Source organism: Pseudovibrio ascidiaceicola (assembly GCF_900114245.1).
Classification (GTDB): domain Bacteria; phylum Pseudomonadota; class Alphaproteobacteria; order Rhizobiales; family Stappiaceae; genus Pseudovibrio; species Pseudovibrio ascidiaceicola.
In genome coordinates this window covers 265,815-288,257 of record NZ_FOSK01000007.1, presented here as the reverse complement: position 1 = coordinate 288,257, position 22,443 = coordinate 265,815, and the positions used below count along the sequence as shown (strand labels likewise).

25 protein-coding genes are annotated in these 22,443 nt (G+C 49.1%); 23 read left to right on the top strand and 2 right to left on the bottom strand.

The features are described from left to right. The 23 genes from BM231_RS15120 to BM231_RS15010 form a co-directional block, all read left to right on the top strand. Positions 1-828, top strand: an 828-nt coding sequence (locus BM231_RS15120; protein WP_093520641.1) for a flagellin, incomplete at its 5' end; no start/stop codon positions are given. Positions 829-1,156: 328 nt separating this feature from the next. Further along, a complete protein-coding gene (locus BM231_RS15115; protein WP_093520639.1) occupies positions 1,157-2,320 on the top strand; it encodes a flagellin N-terminal helical domain-containing protein in 1,164 nt (387 codons plus the stop codon). A gap of 197 nt (positions 2,321-2,517) precedes the next feature. Further along, positions 2,518-2,853 carry a hypothetical protein gene (locus tag BM231_RS15110; protein WP_093520637.1) on the top strand — a complete coding sequence of 112 codons (336 nt, stop codon included), beginning with the start codon at positions 2,518-2,520 and terminating at the stop codon, positions 2,851-2,853. A 135-nt stretch (positions 2,854-2,988) separates the two neighbouring features. Then, a complete protein-coding gene (fliF, locus tag BM231_RS15105; protein WP_093520635.1) occupies positions 2,989-4,671 on the top strand; it encodes a flagellar basal-body MS-ring/collar protein FliF in 1,683 nt (560 codons plus the stop codon). Next, positions 4,668-5,300: a FliH/SctL family protein gene (locus BM231_RS15100; protein ID WP_093520633.1), complete on the top strand. Its 633-nt coding sequence runs from the start codon at positions 4,668-4,670 to the stop codon at positions 5,298-5,300. Before fliF ends, BM231_RS15100 begins: the two co-directional genes overlap by 4 nt. Before the next feature lie 5 nt (positions 5,301-5,305). Beyond that, positions 5,306-7,018, top strand: coding sequence for a flagellar motor protein MotB (locus BM231_RS15095; RefSeq protein WP_093520631.1), 1,713 nt, complete (start codon positions 5,306-5,308; stop codon positions 7,016-7,018). After that, complete coding sequence (locus BM231_RS15090; protein WP_093520629.1) at positions 7,018-8,256, top strand: hypothetical protein; 1,239 nt, start codon at positions 7,018-7,020, stop codon at positions 8,254-8,256. The genes BM231_RS15095 and BM231_RS15090 overlap by 1 nt, the downstream gene beginning before the upstream one ends. Further along, the gene (locus BM231_RS15085) at positions 8,256-9,629 is read left to right on the top strand and encodes a flagellar hook-length control protein FliK (RefSeq protein ID WP_093520627.1); all 1,374 of its coding nucleotides are present in this window, start codon (positions 8,256-8,258) and stop codon (positions 9,627-9,629) included. Before BM231_RS15090 ends, BM231_RS15085 begins: the two co-directional genes overlap by 1 nt. After that, entirely contained in the window at positions 9,586-10,161 is a 576-nt protein-coding gene (locus BM231_RS15080) for a transglycosylase SLT domain-containing protein (RefSeq protein WP_093520625.1), read from the top strand. Before BM231_RS15085 ends, BM231_RS15080 begins: the two co-directional genes overlap by 44 nt. A gap of 89 nt (positions 10,162-10,250) precedes the next feature. Further along, entirely contained in the window at positions 10,251-11,468 is a 1,218-nt protein-coding gene (locus tag BM231_RS15075; RefSeq protein WP_093520623.1) for a flagellar hook protein FlgE, read from the top strand. A gap of 10 nt (positions 11,469-11,478) precedes the next feature. Further along, a complete protein-coding gene (gene flgK / locus BM231_RS15070; RefSeq protein WP_093520621.1) occupies positions 11,479-12,921 on the top strand; it encodes a flagellar hook-associated protein FlgK in 1,443 nt (480 codons plus the stop codon). Positions 12,922-12,923: 2 nt separating this feature from the next. Then, entirely contained in the window at positions 12,924-14,003 is a 1,080-nt protein-coding gene (locus BM231_RS15065) for a flagellar hook-associated family protein (RefSeq protein WP_093520619.1), read from the top strand. Between the two features lie 39 nt (positions 14,004-14,042). After that, complete coding sequence (gene flaF, locus BM231_RS15060) at positions 14,043-14,390, top strand: flagellar biosynthesis regulator FlaF (protein WP_063288346.1); 348 nt, start codon at positions 14,043-14,045, stop codon at positions 14,388-14,390. A gap of 15 nt (positions 14,391-14,405) precedes the next feature. Next, positions 14,406-14,849: a flagellar biosynthesis repressor FlbT gene (locus BM231_RS15055; RefSeq protein ID WP_093520617.1), complete on the top strand. Its 444-nt coding sequence runs from the start codon at positions 14,406-14,408 to the stop codon at positions 14,847-14,849. A gap of 11 nt (positions 14,850-14,860) precedes the next feature. Beyond that, entirely contained in the window at positions 14,861-15,361 is a 501-nt protein-coding gene (gene flgD, locus BM231_RS15050) for a flagellar hook assembly protein FlgD (protein WP_208860387.1), read from the top strand. A 23-nt stretch (positions 15,362-15,384) separates the two neighbouring features. Beyond that, positions 15,385-15,651, top strand: a complete 267-nt coding sequence (fliQ, locus tag BM231_RS15045) for a flagellar biosynthesis protein FliQ (RefSeq protein ID WP_063288348.1) — start codon at positions 15,385-15,387, stop codon at positions 15,649-15,651. Between the two features lie 143 nt (positions 15,652-15,794). After that, positions 15,795-17,876: a flagellar biosynthesis protein FlhA gene (gene flhA / locus BM231_RS15040; protein ID WP_093520615.1), complete on the top strand. Its 2,082-nt coding sequence runs from the start codon at positions 15,795-15,797 to the stop codon at positions 17,874-17,876. Next, positions 17,873-18,628 (top strand): flagellar biosynthetic protein FliR, encoded by a 756-nt coding sequence (locus BM231_RS15035; protein WP_208860386.1) that lies wholly within the window; start codon positions 17,873-17,875, stop codon positions 18,626-18,628. The genes flhA and BM231_RS15035 overlap by 4 nt, the downstream gene beginning before the upstream one ends. Before the next feature lie 4 nt (positions 18,629-18,632). After that, a complete protein-coding gene (locus BM231_RS15030) occupies positions 18,633-19,037 on the top strand; it encodes a hypothetical protein (protein ID WP_093520613.1) in 405 nt (134 codons plus the stop codon). A gap of 61 nt (positions 19,038-19,098) precedes the next feature. Then, positions 19,099-19,581, top strand: coding sequence for a rod-binding protein (locus BM231_RS15025; RefSeq protein ID WP_093520611.1), 483 nt, complete (start codon positions 19,099-19,101; stop codon positions 19,579-19,581). Then, positions 19,582-20,034: a hypothetical protein gene (locus BM231_RS15020; RefSeq protein WP_057466039.1), complete on the top strand. Its 453-nt coding sequence runs from the start codon at positions 19,582-19,584 to the stop codon at positions 20,032-20,034. 6 nt (positions 20,035-20,040) lie between these two features. Further along, positions 20,041-20,532: a flagellar basal body-associated FliL family protein gene (locus BM231_RS15015; RefSeq protein ID WP_093520609.1), complete on the top strand. Its 492-nt coding sequence runs from the start codon at positions 20,041-20,043 to the stop codon at positions 20,530-20,532. Positions 20,533-20,557: 25 nt separating this feature from the next. Then, the gene (locus BM231_RS15010; RefSeq protein WP_208860385.1) at positions 20,558-20,893 is read left to right on the top strand and encodes a hypothetical protein; all 336 of its coding nucleotides are present in this window, start codon (positions 20,558-20,560) and stop codon (positions 20,891-20,893) included. Between the two features lie 51 nt (positions 20,894-20,944). Here BM231_RS15010 and BM231_RS15005 read toward each other — a convergent pair whose 3' ends face one another. Then, the gene (locus BM231_RS15005) at positions 20,945-21,625 is read right to left on the bottom strand and encodes a GntR family transcriptional regulator (protein WP_057466041.1); all 681 of its coding nucleotides are present in this window, start codon (positions 21,623-21,625) and stop codon (positions 20,945-20,947) included. Positions 21,626-21,888: 263 nt separating this feature from the next. Next, the gene (locus BM231_RS15000) at positions 21,889-22,101 is read right to left on the bottom strand and encodes a SlyX family protein (RefSeq protein WP_057466042.1); all 213 of its coding nucleotides are present in this window, start codon (positions 22,099-22,101) and stop codon (positions 21,889-21,891) included. Between the last annotated feature and the right edge of the window lie 342 nt (positions 22,102-22,443).

Genomic DNA, 22,443 nt, shown 5'->3' with positions numbered 1-22,443 from the left:
CAGCTTGAAACCATTGCCTCTTCTGCAACTTTCTCCGGTGAAAACTGGCTGCAGCAGAATATGGCAACTGATGCTCTCAACAAAGAGATCGCTGGTTCCTTTACACGTGATGCAGCTGGTAACACCCAGATTGAGAACATCGTTGTCGACACTCGTACGACTGTTCTGGTTGATACGCGTGGCTTAACAGACAACACAGGTATCCTGACATCAAACTTGATGGGCGATGTTCACGGCACACCTACGATGACAAGAGGCGATATCGACTCTCTCGATGTACCTGAGGGTACTGGTGGTGACGGTATTCTTCGTAAAGCTGTCGAGTCTGCAATTGTAAAGTATTATGACGGTCTTGATGATGCGGCAAAGGCTGACTTCGGTATAACCGATTCTGGTGCTCCTATTGCCGATAAAAACGCAACTGAAATTGCTGCTGAAGTTGCAGACCGGCTTGAGGCATTATCTGGTACAACTGCGACTACACTTGAGCCAATGTCTTTCCTTGATATCGATATCTCTACGCTCGGTAACAACGCTGTAGATAACGGTATCCTTGCAGCTTACATCGACGTTGTTGATGGTCAGCTGTCTGCAATCACTGATGCGGCAACTGAGCTCGGTTCTGCAAAATCACGCGTTGATATGCAGAAAGAATTTGCAAGCAACCTGTCTGACGCTATTGATCGTGGTATCGGTCAGCTCGTTGATGCAGACATGAATGCTGAATCCACTCGTCTGCAGGCTCTTCAGACCCAGCAGCAGCTCGGTATTCAGGCTCTGTCTATCGCTAACTCTGGTTCCCAGAACATCCTCAGCCTGTTCCGTTAAGTCGGAAAGCTCTGAGAACCTTAGAAACTTTAAGGTCCCGGCTATTTGCCGGGGCCTTTACTTTTTTCTGAGATATCTTGACTGTTTATCTCCCGCAGAGCGATTTGGTTTTTTCTTATTTCTATAACTCGATAGCCCACTCAGATAATCGATATAATTCTACGTGGATTTCATAAAATCTTATGTTTCAATCAGTCTGGCGTAAGTTTCATGAGGCATCGTTGGCTTCTGTTACAGGCTTTGACTATTCAAAGTGCATGATGCAATTCTGTAACTCCGGGAATTTAATCCGGAATGTCCCAATTCTTCTTATTTAGGGGCAACTATTATGTCTTCTCTTTTGACCAATTCCTCCGCAATGGTAGCGTTGACCACTCTTCGTGGTATCAACGACAGCATGGCAACCACTCAGAACCGCATTTCTACCGGTATGCGTGTTGCTGATGCCTCTGACAATGCGGCTTACTGGTCTATCGCAACAACCATGAAATCTGATAACTCAGCTCTCTCAGCTGTGAAGGATTCCTTGGGTCTTGGTGCTGCGACTGTTGATGTAGCGTTCACTGCTATGGATCAGACAGTTGACATCGTTAGCCAGATTAAAGACAAGCTGACAGCAGCAACCAACGGTACTGTTGATCGTGAAAAGATTCAGGCGGACGTTGAGCAGCTTCAAAAGCAGCTTGAAACCATTGCCTCTTCTGCAACTTTCTCCGGTGAAAACTGGCTGCAGCAGAACATGGCAACAGATGCTCTCAACAAAGAGATTGCCGGTTCCTTTACACGTGATGCAGCTGGCAACACTCAGATTGAGAACATCGTTGTTGACACTCGTACGACTGTTTTGGTTGATACGCGTGGCGTAGCAGGCAACACAGGTATTCTTACTGAGAACCTGAATGGTACTGCCGCTACTGTTGCGCATACAACTGCAGGTGATATGAGTACGCTCAGTGTTACCGCAACTGAAGATGGTATTATCAGGAAGGCTACTGAAGCTGCAATCTTAAAGCATTATGAGGGGCTATCTGATGCGGATAAAGCTACTTTTAATGCGGCAACAGCGACCCTGCCTTCAGGTAACACGATTGCGGTAGATGTGGCTGAAAAGCTTGAAGCGCTTTCTGGTTCTACTACAGCGGGTACTATCGATCCGATTTCATTCCTTGATCTCGATATCTCCACGCTTGGTAACAACGCGGTAGATAACGGTATCTTGGCTGCTTACATCGACGTTGTTGACGGTCAGCTGTCCGCGATCACTGATGCGGCAACTGAGCTCGGTTCTGCCAAATCACGCGTAGACATGCAGAAAGAGTTTGCAAGCAACCTGTCTGATGCGATTGATCGTGGTATCGGTCAGCTCGTTGATGCGGACATGAACGCTGAATCCACTCGTCTGCAGGCTCTTCAGACCCAGCAGCAGCTCGGTATTCAAGCTCTGTCTATCGCTAACTCTGGTTCCCAGAACATCCTCAGCCTGTTCCGTTAAGTCGGAAAGCTCTGAGAACCTTAGAAGCTTTAAGGCCCCGGTTAATCGCCGGGGCTTTTACTTGTAATTATGATAAAATTTTAGATAAAATTGTTACAAGTCAGGTTAAGGCAAGTTCGATAAAATATACCAGTATTTGAGATAAGATTTCTTAAGCTTTATCTCGTGTTGGGTTGTTTTGAGTTGAGCGGTGCTTGATGTTAAGTAGTCAGTTAAATATCTCCAGGCAAGGAGATCAGGAAGTTGGTCAGGTTGACCTCTCTGCGCTCGCGTCTGAGCAGAAGCTTGAGGGCCTGACGTTTGCATTGCGGGGCAATGAGCGCTTCTGGAGCTCTGTCGTTGCACTTGCCAGAGATGTGCTTTTTGAGCAGGAAGGTCAGCTTCGTCAAATTGAGTGCGGCGCAAATACGATTGTGGCAATCAATGCAACAGCTGATCGCGTGAGTAAGCGCTTGAAAGGGCAGGGTTGTGGTTTGACCGTGAATGGTTTGCCGAGTATCCAGCGCATCACCCACGCGGATGTATATACCTGATACTCTTAGTTTTCTCCGAAATAGCTTGTATTGGCTCCGAGAAAGCGTGGATTTTCGCCCAATGTAAATCCTGATCACGTTCGCGCAAGGTTGAAAAGCGAAGGTAGCGCCATTGATACACCTGCAGAGGTCGCAATGGCAGCTCGTGAAAACGCCGAAAAAATCTATGGTAATCTGGCCGAGTTAGGTGCAAAGCGCCTGATGGTGCTCGCTTTTATTGGGTTATTTACGTTTGTTGCGATTGGCGCAGCAGCATATCTCCTGTCCCGTCCAGAGCAGGAAATTCTCTACGCTAATCTGGAGAGGGATGATGTCACTCAAATCGGTATGGCATTGCAGGCCAGCGGCGTTCCGTTTGATGTAAACGCAGACGGCACATCGATTTCAGTCGGTGTCGGCGCAACGGCTCGCGCTCGTATGTTGCTGGCTGAAAAGGGGCTGCCGCGTGGGTCGGGTGCAGGTTACGAACTCTTTGATGAGATGGGTTCCCTGGGACTGACATCCTTTATGCAGAGCGTGACCAAGGTCCGTGCGCTTGAGGGAGAAGTTGCTCGCTCAATCCAAAGTATGCAAGGCGTTAAAGCTGCTCGTGTACATTTGGTTCTTCCTGAAAAAGCAACTTTCCGACGTGAGAATCAAAAGCCAACCGCTTCCGTTCTTATTCGCACTGAGGGGGTTCAGACAAATTCAGTCGCGCAATCTATTCGTTATCTTGTTGCTGCTGCTGTTCCAGGTCTTACTGCTGAGGCGGTGACCGTTCTTGATACCGAGGGTCAGCTTCTTGCTGCTGGTGAAGATGCCCAAAGCGCGTCAACTGGTCGTAAAGCGATGTTGGAAGCTGACTTAGCTTCGCGCAAGGAAAATGCCATCCGTCAGGCGCTGGCACCTTATCTCGGTGTAAATAACTTTGAAGTCAGTGTTTCTGCCTCTGTGAATACTGATAACCAACGTGTCTCTGAAACCTCATATGATCCTGAAACGCGTGTTGAGCGATCTTTCCGCGTTGTGCGCGAAAATGCGAGCGCTCAAAATGCGAGTTTGGAGAATCCAACTACTGTTGAGCAAAACCTTCCTGAGGAAGCGGTGTCGTCGCAATCCGGTGAGCGCTCTTCAGAAGAAAACGAACGCCGCGAAGAACTGACGAACTACGAGATCTCCTCTCGCACCGTTGAAACCATCTTTGATGATTATCGCATTGATCGCATGAGTATAGCAGTGCTCGTCAATCGTGATCGCCTCGTTGAGGAGATGGCGCGCCGTGTCGAGGGGCAAAAGGGCGATGCTGTTGTTGATGGCGCCGAAGCGGATCTGACTGAAAAGGTCGAGGAGATTGAAGAGATTATCGCAACAGCAGCTGGTGTTGATGTTGCCCGTGGCGATAAGGTCTCAGTTTCTGCCGTGAACTTTATGCTGGCTGGTGAGCAGCTTGCTGCTATCCCAGAGCGGACTTGGCAGGATGTGTTGATGCGCAATATGGGGTCAGTGGTCAACGCTGGTGCAATCCTAATTGTTACGCTGATGATTATCTGGTTTGGTCTGCGGCCAGCTGTCGCCTTCCTTATTCCGAAACCTGAAGAAGTTGAAGAAGGTTTGCCGGTTGGTGCGAATTCCAACGCTGTTCGTGATGGTGAAATTGAAGGCGAAGACGGTCAGCTGCCGGACTACACAAACGGGGACGGAATGTCTGGTGAAGGTGTTGATGCGACCGTTGTGAATCGCGACAATCTTCGCAAGCTTGAGCGTGCTGTTGAGATGGATGATATGCAGGCGGCAATCATTCTGAAGCAGTGGATGTATGATCAGGAGCGTGCTGGATGACACGCGGCATCAACGACTATCTAGCAGATTTTACGACAGATACAGGCGTTACCACTAAAGACCTTCAGGACATGCAGGAAGTTATCTCCATGCTTCCGAAAGGGTACGGCGAAGGTGGAGACTGGGTTAACCGCGTCTTCGAGGCTTATGAAAATGGGTTCTCAGAGGGTGAAGAAGCTGCCAAGTCAGGTGCGGATGAGCGTGTCAAGAAGATGCGCGAAGAATTAGAAGTTGAGCTGGCTGAGCGGGAAAAAACATTCAAAGAGGGAGAAGGTGAGAAGTTAAAGGAAGCTTTTCAACACTCTCTCGTCGAAATTGAAGATAGGCTGTCTAAAGCGGTCTCTGAAATTCTGGTTCCGTTTATCGAAGAGAGTGCACGGGATCGTGCCGTAACCTCATTGGTGCAGGTTGTGCGTCGTCAGCTCTCTGAAACGCCCGAAGTCGTTCTTGAAGTGTCTGGGCCTCAAAACCTTTATGATTTGTTCGGCAAAAAAACTGCCGAACTTTCAAGCACAATTAAATTTTCTGAAAACTCCAGCACTGATCTCGTGGTGAAGGTGTCTGATATGGCACTTTCCACCGGCCTGTCGGAATGGTGCGAGGAGCTTCGCAGTACGCTGGGAGAGTAGTAGCCATGGCGTTGGAACCACAAGAACTGATTATCGTTCGCAGGCGTAACAGCGACATGATCACCATACCTAAGTCAGGTGTTTGGAAGATTGCCTATGCAGATTTTGCAACGGCGATGATGGCATTCTTCCTTCTCATGTGGTTGGTCAATGCATCTGATGAGGCTTCTCAGCGCGGTATTGCAAGCTATTTTAACCCGATCAAACTGGTGGATTCCACTGCAAGCCCGAAGGGTATTCGTGACCCTGAAGAAACGCCGTCTCCTCTCGAGAGTGACGAAGGCGTTGATAACGGTAAGCCCGTTGGCGCTGGTGGTATCGAAAAGAAAGGCCCTACATCGGGTGGTGGCGCAGACAGACCTGAGCCGGTCTCTGATCGGGAGACGGGTGAGAACTCAAAACTCGCGGGTGCAAATGCCGAAGGCGGTGGTGTCAAACCAATTAATGCCATTAGTCGAGACTATGAGCGTGATGCCCGGTACAGCGAAGCCCAGCTTTTTGATAATCCTTATGCAATCCTTGCTGCGCTTGCTGCAGAAGCAGAGTCGACTGTTGAGACGGATGGCTCACCTGGAACTGGTGGTTTAGGGTCGCTGAAAATGGCGAAGACCCCAGTTCTCTTTGCGCTTCCCAACCGTGATCCGGATGGGCAAGGATTGGCTGACGGAACCAGCTTCCGAGATCCATTCGATCCTTCTGGTTGGCAAAAAGACGAGCTGCCAGGCAATGCTCCTTTGCTCGCTCAAATTCCGATCCTTCATGAAAAAGAAGAAGGTATTCCAGCGAATGAGTTGACTGCCGAGCAAATCAAGGTTTTGGAAGAAGCTTCCGAGCTGGCCCGTGGAGGTAAGAATCTCCCCGCAGTTTCTGGTGAGGCCTCAGCTGAGAATTCTGTGATTGTAATCGGTGATGCTCCAGACGGCGAAGGCGAGAGTTTTGCCGAAGGGGAAATTCTGAAAGAGCTTGCCCAGAGTCAAGCAGAGGCTGAAGGCGAAGACGCTGTAATGACGCGCCTTGTTTTCGCTGAAGTGAATGCTGGAACGACAGCTGCTGATGATGCCGGACAGGAAGCTCCGACACTGATTGAGGATGCTGAAGAAATTCAGAAAAATGCCGAAATGAAGGTCGAGATAAAGCAGCCTGATCTCGTTACAGAGCCAGCTGATGCTAAGCTTGAAGCTGTCGCAGCAGTCCCTGCTGCAAAGCCTGCAGAAGCGCCACAAAAGTCTGAATCTGGTGATGATGAAGACGATGAAGGCAACAAACAGCTGGTGTCTTTGGCGAACTCCGTTGGAGAAGCGCTTGAGGGGATGAAAACCGGAGCGAGCATCGAGTTCACTCACTCTCAAGATGGTGTTCTGATCCGCATTATGGACAATGACGACTTTGGAATGTTCGCTGTTGGGTCCTCTGAGCCTCATCCGGATGTTGTGAAGGCGATGGAGCAGATTGCGAAGGTTCTTGAAGAAGAGAACGGTGAGATCGTAATTCGCGGCCATACTGATGCACGGCCATTCAAATCCAAGCGCAACGACAACTGGCGTCTGTCTACAGCTCGTGCCCACATGGCTTATTTCATGCTCACTCGTGGTGGTTTGGATGAAAACCGTATCGTAGGTATTGAAGGCTATGCAGACCGCCGTCTGAAGGATGTTGAAGAGCCATACGCTCCTCAAAACCGCCGCATTGAAATAATGCTGATGAAAGGGAAGGCTTGATGCTGGTTAGCGCTGCAAGAAAAGCTGGAACTTCTCTCCTGAGATCTGGACTGTTGACCACTGCGTTGATTTTAGCCGCAAGTCCTGTTGCGATGAACCTTCAGCCGGCATCGGCCCAGATGGTGTCGACAGCTGATCCTGATCTTATGGTTCTGGAGCTGCAGATTCTTCAAGATGAAATCATTAAGGGGAACCTGGAAGCTTACAACTTGCTGCAACCATCGCTTATCGTGATTGGTCGTAGGTTTCTGCGACTGGACCCAGAGTTGTGGAAGCTTGAGAAGAACTCGCGCGCTGCTGTTTCATTTATGCTTAGCGGCGGATCTGGATCGGTTTTTCAGGAACTTGCGGTTCAAGGCGTCAAATTTACGGGCGATCCGAATTTGTTTGCCGGCGCTATGGCTTATTCGCAAGGCAATCGCCAAATGGCGTTGAGCTTGTTGTTAAAGGTCGATCCAATCACGCTCCCGGTGGCCGTCGCAGGGCAGGTGGCTTTGGCGCAGGCTATTTTGATTTCCAATAATGATCCGGCAGGAGCGCAGCGCTATTTTGATCTTGCGCGTTTGATGATGCCGGGGACGCTTGTGGAAGAGAGCGCATTGCGCAGGCAAGCTCCAATGGTTGCCGAGCTGGGCGATACGGAGAAATTCGAGAGACTGTCTCGTCGTTATTTGTTCCAATATAGCTCCTCAGTATTCGCTTCTGAATTTCGGGACACCGTCGCCGATGTGATCAGCGGTTCTGATTATCTGAAAAAAGAAGATGAATGGGACCGTGTGTTCCAGCTGGTCTCGGAGTTTGACGAGGAATCTCAAAGCATCCTTCTTCTTCGCCTAGCCAAAGCTGCTTTGATCAGTGGTAATACCGCTTTTGCAGTTAAGGGAAGCGCCGCATTTCTTGATCTGAACTCGGATGATGCAGAACGCGTGAGTGAAGCCAAGCTTTACTTTTCTGCCGCCAAAGCTTCTGGTGAAGAATGGGAACAGGCAATCTCAGGTTTGGTTGAGGTAAAAGCCGCAGACTTAAGTGCAGGCAATCAACTAATCCAGACTGCCGCAATCGCGATGGCAAATACTATTCGGGAGTGGCCACAGCCAGAAACGCCAGCAGCCTCCGAGTTTGTTCCTTACGTTCCACATGTTGGACTGGAAGAGAAGCTTTACGACACAGAAGCGTTAGTCCCATTTAAAAGCGCACTAAACGATGCAGATGAAGCACTGAAAGAGGCCGAGTTTTGATGAATGCAACTCTTCCAAATGTAGATCGTAGTGCTCCTGTTAAAGACACTGTAGATACTCGTAAAGATACCGCTCGTTCCGAAAAAGATGATCGTGCGAACCGGTTTGATAAGGTCATCGATAAAGTTCGGGATGATAAAAGAATTCCGGATCGCAAAGAAGCGTCTAACAAGAAAGAAGAAGCAAAATCAGCATCGACAGAGACCAAGTCTGATAAAGGTGAGTCTGAAGCATCTGAAACTATCAAAGACCTTTTAAAAAAGGCTGGTGCGGGTTCATCTGATGCCACCGGAGCAGACAATACTGCTGCGAAAGGCGAGGCTGCAGCCAGTCAAAAGACAACAAGTGGCGCCGAATTGCTCTCAGATGAGTTGTTGGCCAAGCAGCTTGTCGTCAATGCAGTAATGACGGCTGAGCAAAAAGCTGGATTGCAAATGAGTTCAGTAACCGGCCTCGCTAATATGACCGGATCTACCGCCACCAGTCGAGATGGGACGATGGCTCAGGTCTTGAACGCGTTAAGCTCAAAAGAGTTGAAGGCCTTGAATGGCGAAGCCGATGTGAAATCGGGCACCGTCAAAACAAGTGGAGCCACTCAGGGACAGGGTACCTCAGAACTCGGCAATCCGAAGACACCTAATGCTGGGCTTAAACTCGAAGGCAGTGGTGCAATCAATTTGCCTCAGACAGAAGGAAACGCAACCGGAGCTAAGCAGCTATCGGCTGATTTCCTGCTAAAGCAAGGCAAATCGCAACCAGATGCATCTGCAAGCCAAGCTGCCGGTAAGCCTGCAGTGGGTGGTGAAGTAAAGGTGGTGAGTCTTGAGACGCACCTTCCACCAGCTGAATTGGGACGTCCTGCGCAACAGGTTGCCAGTGCTTTGTCCAAGCAACTCTCTCAAGCGGCATCTGCAGCAAATACCGCTCAGGAGTTGGCAGCTCAAGCTGCTGATGCAAAAGCAGCAAAGCCCGTTAAATCGCTCGAGATCCAGCTGCGCCCGGACAATCTCGGTGCTGTTCGCGCAAATATTCAAATGCGCGGTGGTGAGTTGGAAATTTCTCTTGTCACGAACACTCGGGAAGCAGCGGATATGCTGAAGGGTGATCGACAGGCATTAGCACGTGTTCTGCAAGATGCTGGTTATCGCACGGAGACACAAAATATCACCGTTAACTTCAAAGAGGAAGTATCTGACCAAATGCGCCAACCTGGGCAAAATCAGGAGCGGTTCGGTCGGGGAGAGAACTCTGAGAGAGATGGCAACGGAAGTGATACTCAGCAAAGCTGGGAAGACCAACCACATGCGGATCATGCCGGGGTAGGGCAGAATGAAGCGGACGCTCACGATATTCGCAGCGGCATCTATTTGTAGTTTGATAGCATTCTCTGCGCAGGCGGCTGGAAAGAAGAAAGCCATCCGCCTGTGTGAGCGTCAGATGCAGGAAGCGGCACGACAATACAACGTGCCGCTCGGCATCCTTTATGCGGTTGGTCTGACAGAGACGGGCCGCAAAAACTCTCTACACCCCTACGCTCTCAATATTGCAGGCAAAGCTTACTTCGCTGACAGCGCAACAGAAGCCCTGGCCGCAATTAAGAGATCGCGAAATCGGGGTGTAAAGCTGATTGATGTTGGCTGTATGCAGATCAACATCTACTACCATCTCAATAAGTTCTCTGATCTCCGGGCAATGCTCGATCCCTCGCAAAATGTTGCTTATGCAGCAAGATTCCTCTCTGAGTTGAAGCAGCGTGAGAAGAGCTGGACCATGGCAGTCGCCAGGTACCATGCTGGGCCAAACAACAACCCTGCACAAAAGCGTTATGTTTGCCGCGTGATCAAAAATATCGTCGCGTCCGGTTACGGACGATGGACGCCGAACTCATTAAAATTTTGTAAATAATTCAACAGGTTTCGGGTCAGGCTCAGACAAGATTAACAAGCTTTACTGCCACGAGTTAATTTTGCAATTGATGTAGCCAGGAGCACACCATGGGCCTCTACGGAATTATGAATACCAGCGTGTCAGGTATGAACGCGCAGTCGAACAAACTCTCAACTGTCGCAGACAATATCTCGAACGCGAACACCGTAGGCTACAAACGCTACAAAACAGCATTCTCCTCCCTTGTTGGTTCTGGTGGTAGCTCAGGTCATGAATCTGGTATCGTGAACACAACCGTTGTTCAGTCCGTTCGCCAACAAGGCGCCTTCAACTTCACCTCCCGTGGTACCGATCTCGCCATCAACGGCAACGGTTTCTTTCAGGTAGAGGATTCTCAAGGTGGTACCTACTTCACGCGTGCTGGTGATTTCGTTCTCGATAAGAACGGTCAGATGGTAAACTCCGGTGGCTATAAATTGTTGTCAGCAGGCGGTGCACCTGTCACAGTTGATCTCAATACTCCGGTTTGGCAGGCGAGTTCTCAGGGTGAGTTGGGCGTTAATTTGGCTTCAAATACTCCTGCGCCGTTAGCACCAGGGCCAACTACGGGCCTCCCTACTGGTTTTGATTACAAGACATCTATTAGTACGTTCGACCAGAATGGTAATGCGGTTAAGATTGACATTGTTTATACAAAGAAATCCGAATCCGTTGACCCGGTAACTGGCGATATTACTGGTTCTGAGTGGCTTGTTGAGGCGGCAGATGAGACCGGGGCGAAAATTGCATTTCCTGCGCCAGGGGTCACAACACTACAATTCTCTGGTGATGGAAAGCTTGCAGCTGGCTCGCCTACAGACTTTGTCTTTAAAGTGCCGAACGGTGAAAATGTTACACTTGACCTGAGTAAAACAGTTACAGCTGGCGAAAAGTTTAGTGTCAATAAAGTTGATGTTGATGGGTATAAGCCATCAACGATACAAAATATTCGCATTGAATCTGATGGTCGCGTGTTTGGTGTCTACGGAAGTAGTGCAGAAAAACTCCTTGATCAGATCCAGATTGTTAACTTCTCAAACCCTGATGGTCTTCAGGCAAAGAGTGGTAATGTTTATGCCGCGACTGATGCTTCTGGTGATCCTGCAGTGGGTTTCCCGGGCGATAATGGTTTTGGTTCTCTCTATTCGGGTGCGGTTGAAGGATCGAATGTTGACCTTGCAGCTGAGCTGACAGAGATGGTTCAGGCTCAGCGCACATACAGTGCGAACACAAAGGTGTTCAACGCGAGCTCTGAGTTGCTCCAAGAACTGAACAACCTGCGCTAGGGGCTCCGATATGTCTCTTACCTCTGCAATGCTTACGGCGCAATCGTCCATCGCAGCTCGTTCAGCTGAGATGGCAATTGCGTCCCGCAATGTCGCTAATGTAAATAATCCAAGCTACGCGCGGCAAGAAGCGGTAGTTCAGAATATTGTAAGCGACACAGGTTCGGTTGTTTACGTTTCCCATGCTTCTCGCATGGTGAATCAGGCCGCATTTAAAGCAACGTTGAAAAGCGGGAGTGCCGCAATCGCTTCTGGTTCATATGCAAATATGCTTGATCAGCTCAATCCTTCTGGACAAGTGCCATTTGGTATGAGTGTTGCTTCGAGCATAGGGTCATTGAATGAGGCATTGGTTGCGTACGGCAACGATCCATCAAATCAGGTCCTCGGTCAGTCTGCTATCAATTCTGCAAATGCTGTAGTCAATGATATTAAGCAGTCAGCTGAGAGTCTGAAAAGTACACGTCTTGAAGCCGATGCGGCAATGGGGCGCGCAGTCGATAATATTAATAACATCCTTTCCGATCTCGAAGGGGTGAATAATAAGATCGTATCGGGATCTGCTGCTGGTAAAGACGTGAATGCGCTTATGGATCAGCGCGATGAAATGCTGAAAGTGCTCTCTGAAGAGATCGGTATTGAAGTTCTTGACCAAGACAACAATGGTGTGGCTGTCTATACCGATAGCGGCATTACTTTGTTTGAGAAAAGTCCTCGCGAAGTCTCATTTGACACTTCTCTTTCGTTAGGCTCGGGAGAGGTCGGCAAGAATGTGCTTGTAGATGGTATTGCTGTTGCAGGTCCAGGTGCAACAGCACCTGTTACTGGCGGAGCAATAGCTGGGTATGCGAAAGTTCGCGATGATGCGCTTGTAACAATGCAAACGCAGCTCGATGAAACTGCAAAAGCACTCGTTGATATCTTCCAGGAACACGAGCCAGCTCCTGCAGCAGGGGTCGGTGATGGTCTGTTTACATTTGTTGTAGGTGCAGGTGATCTTGTTAGCCGATTAGAGGTGAACAGTGCCGTCGACCCAGCGAAAGGCGGAGATGTAAAGCTCCTGCGTGATGGTGGAATTAACGGTGCGACTTACAAACATAACACTGATGATAATGCTGGGTATTCTGACCTCCTGAAGAGTTACGAAACAGCGTTTAATCAGGAACGTACCTTTGATCCAGCATCAGGTGTTAATCCAACTTCGACACTCAAAGATTTTGCAGCCAACACAGTAAGTTGGTTTAGTGCTGAACGTAAAATGGCAACCGAGAGTTCCACTCTTGATGCGTCTGCTTTCAACTCAAACGCACAAATGTTGTCCAATAAGACAGGCGTTAATATCGATACAGAAATGCAGCGCCTGTTGACGATCGAGACGGCCTATTCCGCTTCGGCGCGGTTGATGACTGCGGTTGATAGAATGTTCCAGGAGCTGCTGGGGGCAGTAAGATAAGTATGGTTTATTCAGTTTCTACATTATCAAGTTCACTTCGTCTGTCTGACTATCTTATCGATCAGCGTGCGCGTTTAGATAAAGCTGTTATCGAAAACGCGTCCAAAAAACATGCTGATATGGGTCTGACGTTAGGTGCGCAGACAGGGGCTGCTGCTTCTTTTCGCTCTGAGTTCTATCAACTGGAAAGTCAGCTGGACACAAATCGACAGCTGGTAACACGCTTGGATGTGATGGACACTGCGTTGGACAATATGCACAATAGTGCTTCAACGTTCAGATCAGATCTTATTGCGCTGAAAAGTAATTCCAATAACCTTAAAACAGCGTCCAATCTTGCCTATACCGAGCTGGATAAACTTACCAACTCACTCAATACGAATGTGAGCGGTGTTTATGTTTTTGGCGGAATTAACACCGGAACTGCTCCGGCTGCTGATTTTCAGTTTAAATCACCTGGCGCTCCCGTTCCATTAGGGCCTGAAGAGCAGATCGAAAAGGTGTTTAACGATTATTTTATGCATGGAATTGATGATCCTGCGACTGCTTCAATTCCTGCCTCCGGTGACCCGTTGGGCAAAGATTGGGAAACGTTCCTAGAAAGCCCAGCTTTTAAGGACATATTCGATGCAGATTGGACAACTCATTGGTCTTCTGCAACAGATGAAAAAATGACGTCAACGATCGAGAATGGCGTAACTACGACCGGTTCCGGCTCAGCGAATGAAAAGGCTTTTGGGGAGCTAGCTGAAGGGCTCTCGATTGTGGCAGTCTTCGGAAAGCTGGAACTCAATGTTGAAGCTGAAAAGTTTATTACTGATCGGGCGGTTAACAGCTTAAACGGTGGGGTCGACAAGACGATCGCTATCGAGGCACAAAACGGCGCAATTAAAACGAATGTTGAACGGACGAACTCTGACGTCATTGCTAAGAGAGACGTTTTGAATGTGCGCATCAATGATTTGGAAAATGTTGACGAAAACAGAGCTGCTGTGGAACTGAGCCTTGCTCAGACACAACTAGAGGCGACTTACGCAATCACAGCTAAAATCAAAGACCTGAATATATTGAAGTATTTGTAGGTGTTTAGAATTGTTTTTGAAACACGCTGGGAGTGCTAAATGTATCAAATGTCTTATGCTGAAACGCTTGAAGACTCCTCTGAAGATAGAAGAGGGCAAGAGCGTGAACTGTTTTCATTGGTAGTTGCACAGCTGCAGGCGGCCAAAGATGCCGGAAGTAGCTCTAATGAGGCAGCTCAAGCTTTAACTTCAGTCCATCGACTGTGGAGTATTTTAATCGACGACTTGGGCAATCCTGAAAATGCGCTTCCTGCGGAGTTGCGGGCCGATCTCATCTCGATCGGGATTTGGTGCGTGAAGCAGGCCGATTTGATCAGGTCGGGAAACTCCGATGATTTTCATAGTCTTATTGAAATCAACGAGCTTGTTCGTGACGGCTTGAGTTGAGCGAGGGAATTTCCAATGCGTTTACACTTAAAAGCGGGTGAGAAGGTCTTCATAAATGGTGCTGTTCTGTCATTTGAGCAGAAGACTTCGGTGAAGCTTTTGAATGATGCGAGTTTTCTTCTCGAGGCTTATGTTATGCAGCCAGAAGATACGACGACTCCTCTACGTCAGTTGTATTTTTATATTCAAACTGCGCTGATTGATCCAAAAACGGAAATGGATAGTCTTCAGCGAGCTCTCTTAATGCTTGCATCTATCCATATGGCTATTGAAAATGCTGACCTTCTAGAGGGGCTAGCAACTGTTGAAGTTCAGATCAAAAAGAAACGCTATTTTGATGCCCTTCGAACGTTGAAGAAGCTGTTTGAGATTGAGATGGCGATCTGGTCAGAAAAGCAAGAAGAAGATCAGACAGAAGCCGTTGTGATGCCGTTTGCACGTGCTGTCGGTGAGAATTAGAGGACAAAAATATGAGTGTTGATCCAGTATCTTCCGCAAATAATACTCAGAATAATGAGCCTGTCTTCAAGCCACAGGGCAGTGAACAGGCTTATCTGGATTATAATGCCTTCCTGATGCTTTTCATGGAATCTCTCAAGAGTCAGGATCCAACAGATCCGCTCGACACTGCTGAGTATATGGGGCAGTTGGCACAGTTCTCTGCTGTGGAGCAGTCCACTAAAACGAACACCCATCTGACATCTATGCTTCAGCAAAACTCGATCAATCAGGCTAACAATCTGATCGGTGCGACGGTAGAAGTGCCGAATGCAGATGGTACCGAAACGACAACAGGTATAATCAAGTCCGTTCAGATCCTCACAGATGGCTCAATTGCAACTCTGGAAGATGGGACAAAAGTGGCTCTGGTGCCTGGTATCCAGATTTCGCGTCCTGCACCTGCTGCGACGGCTGACTCTGATACTCCTGCTGATACCGACACACCTGACGAGTCTGATGCTACATCTTAATGGTGAAGTGAGATCATAAAGCAATGAATGAAGCAGATGCACTCGATATTGTGCGTACCGCAATTTGGACTGTGATTACAGCAACTGGTCCCGCCGTGGGTGGGGCCATGTTTGTTGGTTTGATTATCGCTCTGTTTCAAGCGCTCACACAAATTCAGGAAATGACACTCACGTTCATTCCAAAGATTGTTGTGATCTTTATTTTGATTGCCATGACAGGCCCGTATATTGGTTCACAGATTTTCTCGTTGACTGAGATGGTCTATGGGCGGATCGAATACGGGTTTTAGAACCGCTTTTTCAGGTTCGCTATAGTAAGCTAGGAGGGGATAGCTGACGCTGTTTCCCCTCCAGACCACCCTCACACAAGCTTCCTTCTTCAATGTTTCGGCCTAAGTAGCGCAGTATGCTTTTACCGAATTGAAGGGTGCGAATGTCTCAGACAGTGACGGGAATTGCTGCTCCAAACAGCAAGCGTGATATTGGATTTGCAGTCGGAATTATCTTCATTCTGTCTGTGCTATTTCTTCCCATGCCAACGTTTATGATCGATTTCGGTCTTGCAATATCAGTTGCACTATCGGTTTTGATCTTGATGGTTTCGCTCTGGATCCAGCGGCCTTTAGAGTTCTCCTCATTCCCAACAATTCTATTGATCGCAACCATGCTTCGGCTTGCGCTGAACATAGCGACAACGCGTGTAATTCTGGCGAACGGTCATGAAGGCCCGCTCGCAGCTGGCTATGTGATTAACGGCTTTTCTCAGTTTGTCATGAGCGGTGACTTTGTCATTGGTCTTATCGTTTTTGCGATCCTTGTAACGGTGAACTTTCTGGTGATCACCAAAGGTGCAAGTCGTATCGCAGAGGTTGGCGCGCGTTTTACCCTAGACGGAATTCCTGGCAAGCAGATGGCAATTGATGCCGATCTGTCTGCTGGTATGATTGATGATAAAGAAGCGCAGCGCAGACGTGCCGAGCTGGAAGAAGAAAGCTCCTTCTTCGGTGCGATGGACGGTGCCTCAAAGTTTGTGCGCGGTGATGCTGTCGCTGGCTTGATCATCACCGTTGTGAATATTTTGGGTGGCATCGTTATTGGCGTTACACGCTACAACATGGACTTAGCTGAAGCTGCCGACGTTTTCACTAAACTGTCTGTTGGCGATGGTCTTGTTTCGCAGATTCCGGCGCTGATCGTTTCTCTTGCAGCAGGTCTTCTTGTCTCGAAAGGTGGGACCAGAGGGTCAGCCGAGCAAGCTGTAATGGGGCAGTTGGCAGGGTATCCTCGAGCGCTCGCTGTCGCGTCACTGCTGCTTTTGTTACTGTCGCTGCTTCCGGGGCTTCCATTCCTGCCGTTTGTTTTCTTGAGCGGTGTGCTTGGGTTTTCTGCCTACGTTATTCCGAAAAAGGCAGCGGAAGCCAAGGCGGAGCTCGCGAAAGCAGAGCTGCAAAAGGTTGAGATGCAGAAGGAAGTCAAGAAAGAGTCCGTGAAGGACAGTCTTGAACTTTCTGAGATTGAGATGCGTCTTGGCAAGCAGCTCACTGCACGTCTTCTCGCCGCTAAGCCAGAAATCGGAAACCGCATCAATAAGATGCGTAAGAAATTTGCTGAGCAGTACGGGTTTGTGGTGCCGGAGATCAAAGTCACGGACAACCTCAATCTGGAGCCGAAGAGTTACGAGTTCCGCATCCACGGTACCATTGTTGCCTCTGAGAATATCAAAGTTGGTGAGCTGATGGTGATCGGCGGCAATCGTGAGCTGCCAGCTCTCCCTGGTACTGAAACACGTGAGCCTGCGTTTGGTATGCAAGCCATGTGGATCCCAACCGCTTTTGAGCATGAAGTCAAACGGCAAGGTTATACGACTGTCGATAACCTTTCAGTTGTGCTGACACATCTGTCTGAAGTGATCAGAAATAACCTGTCGCAGCTTCTCTCCTACAAAGACATGCGTAAGCTCTTAGATCGCCTTGATCCTGCTTACACGCGGCTGATTGACGATATCTGTCCGCAACACATCTCTTACTCTGGCTTGCAGGCCGTGCTTAAGCTGCTGCTGGCAGAGCGTATCTCCATCCGAAATCTATCCTTGATCATGGAAGCGATTGCGGAAATAGCACCTCATGCACGCCGACCTGAGCAAATTGCAGATCACGTGCGCATTCGCATGGCGACGCAAATTTGTGGTGATATTGCTGGAGATGGAAGCCTTAAAGTGCTTCGTCTGGGGAACCGCTGGGACCTTGCATTCCATCAGGCACTTCGCCGCGACGCAAATGGTGAAGTCATCGAGTTCGATATGGAGCCTTCTCAGGTCGAAGAATTCGCGAAAGACAGCGCGGAGGTCATTCGCGAGCATATCTCGGCAGGTCAGCGATTTGCTGTCGTCGTTGCTCCGGAAGCGCGCCAGTACGTGCGTATGATCACCGAGCGTATGTTCCCGGCACTGCCAATCCTCTCTCATATGGAAGTGGCGCGCGGCGTTGATATTGAGGCATTGGGATCAATTTCGTGACCTTGGAAAATGCTCCTGAGGCAATCCTAAGTGTCTTCGTGGTCTTTTGCCGCGTCGGAGCATGCCTCATGGCAATGCCGGGTTTTTCGTCACCGCGTGTGATGATCCGTGTCCGCCTATTTATAGCGATATCTGCAACGCTCGCGATCTCGCCTCTCATCTTGATGGTGGTTGAGCCAATCATCTCTGCTGCACCTTTGGATGAGTTGCTGCGCATCATTTTTGTTGAGCTGTTGATCGGACTATTGATTGCAGCGTTTGGGCGAGCCTTTTTCGGTATGCTTCAGATGATGGTTGGTGCGGCGGCGAACGCTTCCAGCTTCAACCAGCCTGTCACGATTGTCGAAGAATTTCAGCAACTGCCACCATTGGCATCTTTGGTTACGCTTACCGCAACTGCCATGTTGTTTATCACCGGGGCACACGCTGATGTCTTTGTTGGGCTTGCGGAGAGCTATAAAACAATTCCGGTCGGGGGAGAGTTTGTTCCAGCTGCCGCGGTTGATCAGTTTTCAACCAAGCTCATGCAAGGCCTGTTGCTTGCATTGCGTATTACAAGTCCGTTTTTGATCTACGGTGTTGTTGTGAACCTGACCTTGGGCCTCACCAACAGATTGATGCCTCAGATGCCAGTCTACTTTGTCGCGCTGCCTGTTGTTATGATGGGGGGACTTTTCATCCTCTGGCAGATCATTACGGAGCTGTTGCGTTTGTTCTATGCAGGCCTCGGTGACTGGTTGGTATTGCAGTAAAGCCATGGATAAAGCACGTGTCACACGCCTCCGGCGCATTATGAAGGTTCAGGAACAAAAAGAGCAGATGATCAAATATGACATCGCGGTTCTTGAAAGTGAGATTCAGCGTTGCGACGAAGAGAGCGAGGAGTTGGTCAGCCACTGGGGACGTCATGAAGGGGAATTACGAGAAGTGATGAACCGGGCGATCTCAAGGCGTCTGGATACCAACAATCGAAACAAGTCTCTGAAGGAAAAGCATAAGGGCGAGTTGCTCAGCAAGTTGCTTGACCAGAAGAGGCAGACTTCCATGACTGAAAAGCATCATGGCAAAGCTCTGGTGTCTTATCACCGGACCGAAGAGAAAAAGCAGCTTCAGGAAATCGCAGAGCTGCAGGCAGTACCTAAGAAGGTCAGGTCCAGATAAGTCTGAGAAATTAGGGTCTTTCCAATTATAAATGCCCTTCTTTTGACTAGTGGGAGTGCTCATGGCCATTCAGCCTGTCAGCGATCTTGTTCTGGACGTAATAAATCAAGCAGACCCTTTTGAGGTCAGAGCTGCCACACGCTCTCTTAAGGCTCCCGCCGTTGTTTCAAAGGATTTGCCCGTTTCTGAGCCATCATGGGCCTCAAGCAGCTTCTCCAGATTTATGGCGGAAGCTGACACAGCTCAGGCAAGAGGGCAGGAGGGCGTTGAGAGCTTAAAGTCAATGGCCAACCGCTACTCCAAAAAGCTTGAGACAGCTGATCTTGGTGAGAAGCTGGAAAGTGCTGTCTTGCAGACCTTCGTGAAATCTATGCTGCCTAAGGAGACTGAAAACGTCTATGGCGGCGGGACTGCAGGCACCATGTGGAAAGGCTTGATGGCGGAGCAGCTCGCAAACCAACTCGCTAAAACAGGGTCTCTTGGTCTGGCAGAAATGCTCCTGCCAGATACCATTCGTCCAACTCTCCCAAAGCAAGAGGCATAAATGTCTGAGATGATCGACAGTGAGCACAAGGAACTGGTTCCCCATGAGGAAAAACCAGTGGTTCAGGACACTGGGCAGCTTGATGACACCGACGCTTACATCTTGCCGGAAGACTACATTGCTCTTTCTAAAAGTATTGGGCGCGTAGACAAGCTGCTATCGACCGAGAATGAAGCTCTGGTCGGTAAAGGTGATATTGATCTGGAAGAGAGCGCCTATCTCAAAGGCCGTGCGATGCTTGATCTTGATATGGCAGGCAAGGCAGTTGGTCCTGAAAACTTGCCAAGCGAGATCGTTGTCCGGCTTCAGGAACTTCAGGAAAAGCTCGCAGTTAATATGAAGCTGCTGTCGACCCAGCTCAATGCTGTCAAGGAAGTGTCTGGTCTCCTGTCTCAGGTGATGAAGGATCATGACTCTGATGGCACCTATGAATCTTTGGTTGGAAGCTGGTAAAAACGTATGTTGAAAGTTCTCGTAACCGGAGTTTGGATCTGTCTCGTCACAGTCGGCGCAGCTTATTTTACAGCTCTGTACAAGACCGATTTTGACCCGATGCTGCAGAAGAATGCGCATTTGGAAGGCTTGGACTATCAGAGCACACCGACCATCAACGTTCCGGTGCTCGAAGATGGCCAGATCCACGGTTATATTGTAGCGCAGTTTGTGTTCACGGTTGATAGTGAATTGCTTGCAAAACTGGCGGTTCCACCTCATGCGTTCATCGTCGATGAAGCTTTCCGTATCATTTACAGCAAGGCCGACAAAGAGTTCGCCCAGCTGAAAAAATCTGACCTGAAGGAGTTGACTGACGAGGTCCGTGACCGCGTCAACGAACGCTTCGCGACAGATATCGTGCAGGACGTCCTCATTCAGGACTTTACATTCCATGTGCCTGCGAGTTTGAAGGACAACATTGTTGAAAATGCTGCCAAACAGGCCGCGGCTTCATAATGTATCGACGACGATGATTATCTAGATGAATTGCCAGTATAAAATTTTGCACCGAGCCGTTGGCGTAGTCGATGTACAGGACGAGGGACGTGATATCAGAGCAAACTCTGTGGTCGTCATGAGACCTGGAGCTGCTCCTCCCTCCTACGAGATCCTTTACGCCCCTATTAAGCTCACTCAGATGTCTGCGGGGATGGTTACAGGAATGACACCTCATGGTGAGGTGCGCTTGCGACTCTCAGGCATTTACGGTGCAAAGCGTCCGGTAATTCAACCAGATCACCCATACTTGGTTCTACTTGGGGCAAGCGGGCGTAACGCCCGGATTGATACCTTCAAAATGCCAAAGACTGAGCAATAAAAAAGCGGAGCACAGGCTCCGCTTTTTGCTTATTGATTGCGATGTCTGAGTTCAGACGTTGTCGCCAGCCTTTTCAGCCTGCTTGACTGCAAAGTTGGTCAGATGATCCATCATCTCGACAGCTGCGGCTTCCGCCTTCTCTGCATCATTGTTTGCCAAAGCTTCAGCAAGCTTATGGTGGCGAATGGCAGAATCTTCGAGTTTCTCAGCGCCGCGGAACGCACTCCAGGCCCGGCGGCTCATAGTCTGCAGTGGTGCCACTGCACGGGCTGTGAACGGGTTCCGAGAGACTGCACAAAGCACCTCATCAAAAACCTTATCTGCACGCAGGTAGCCCTTTACATCGCCTGCACGGGCTTGTGCGAGGATTTCTTCTGCGCACTGGTGCAAAGCTTCGCGCTCTTCTGCAGTCGCACGCTTAACGGCGGAAGCAACGAGAAGTTGCTCCAAAGGCTTTCTGGTTTCCAGAACCAGAACGTACTCGGAAGTCTCAATCTCTGAAACGAACAGGCCTTTGCGTGGGCGAATAACAATCAGCCCTTCGGTTGAAAGGCGCTTGATGGCCTCGCGCACTGGGGTCCGGCCGATGCCGGTCCGTTCGCAAAGGTCACCTTCGGTCAGCGCCATGCCAGGCGCAAGGTCAAGGTTGACGATCAGCTCTTCAATCAGACGATAAGCTTTATCGGCAAGGCTCTCCTTTTTATGGGTCGCCAGTATCTGCTCAATAGCCATTGGGTTTCTTTCTCATCCAGGCTTTTTTGTTCTCAGGTGCTGTTCAAAAAAGGACAGCAGTGGCAGCCCTTATAGGCGGCGGAACAGAAAATTGTATTTTTCACTCTCGTAACGTTGAGTGATCCACGAAAAAAGGGCCTGCGTTCAAGCACAGCAGACCTGTCATCTCTTAATATCAGGTTTCCCCTTACCTGAGTATACCTATCTTTGCTGATGTACAGCAGGAAAATAGTTTCCTCTTAGTATAGGAAAGGCCTGTTTGCTCAGTAATGTGGAGGTTTCTGGTTTGCAGGTGTTTGTTCAACCAGATCCTGAATATCAAGCAGGTGATCCTTCATCTGTCCCATTGCTGAGACGAGTCGGTCGAGAACCTGTGCCTGATTGGAGACCACATCATTGAGCGTTTCGATCGTTTCGTTCTGGTGTGCGATGTGCATCTCCAGTTCGTCGACCCGTTCCTCAAGGCTCTTACTCATAACTTATCCTAGAGCGTATCCCCTTAGAGAGCCATCCGGTTCACGAAAGAGGATATGCATACAAATAACTGAAATGGCCTAAGCCAAAGGCAAGTTGCTTCAGTAGGCGTCGTAGGGGCAGGGGTCTTCCAAAACCTCAAACTTGTCAAGCCTGGCGAATGCGGCAGCGCAATTAAAATTCAAAAACACGCAGGAAAAGGACGTTCTATAGCATCTCTTGTGGGTTTATCCCGTTCTTTTTTACAAGGCGCTATCGATATCTCGCAATATTACCTATCTGGCTAATTGCAATTTGTGTTGATTTCTGATGGTTATCCTATAGGTAAAGATTAGGAAGAAAAC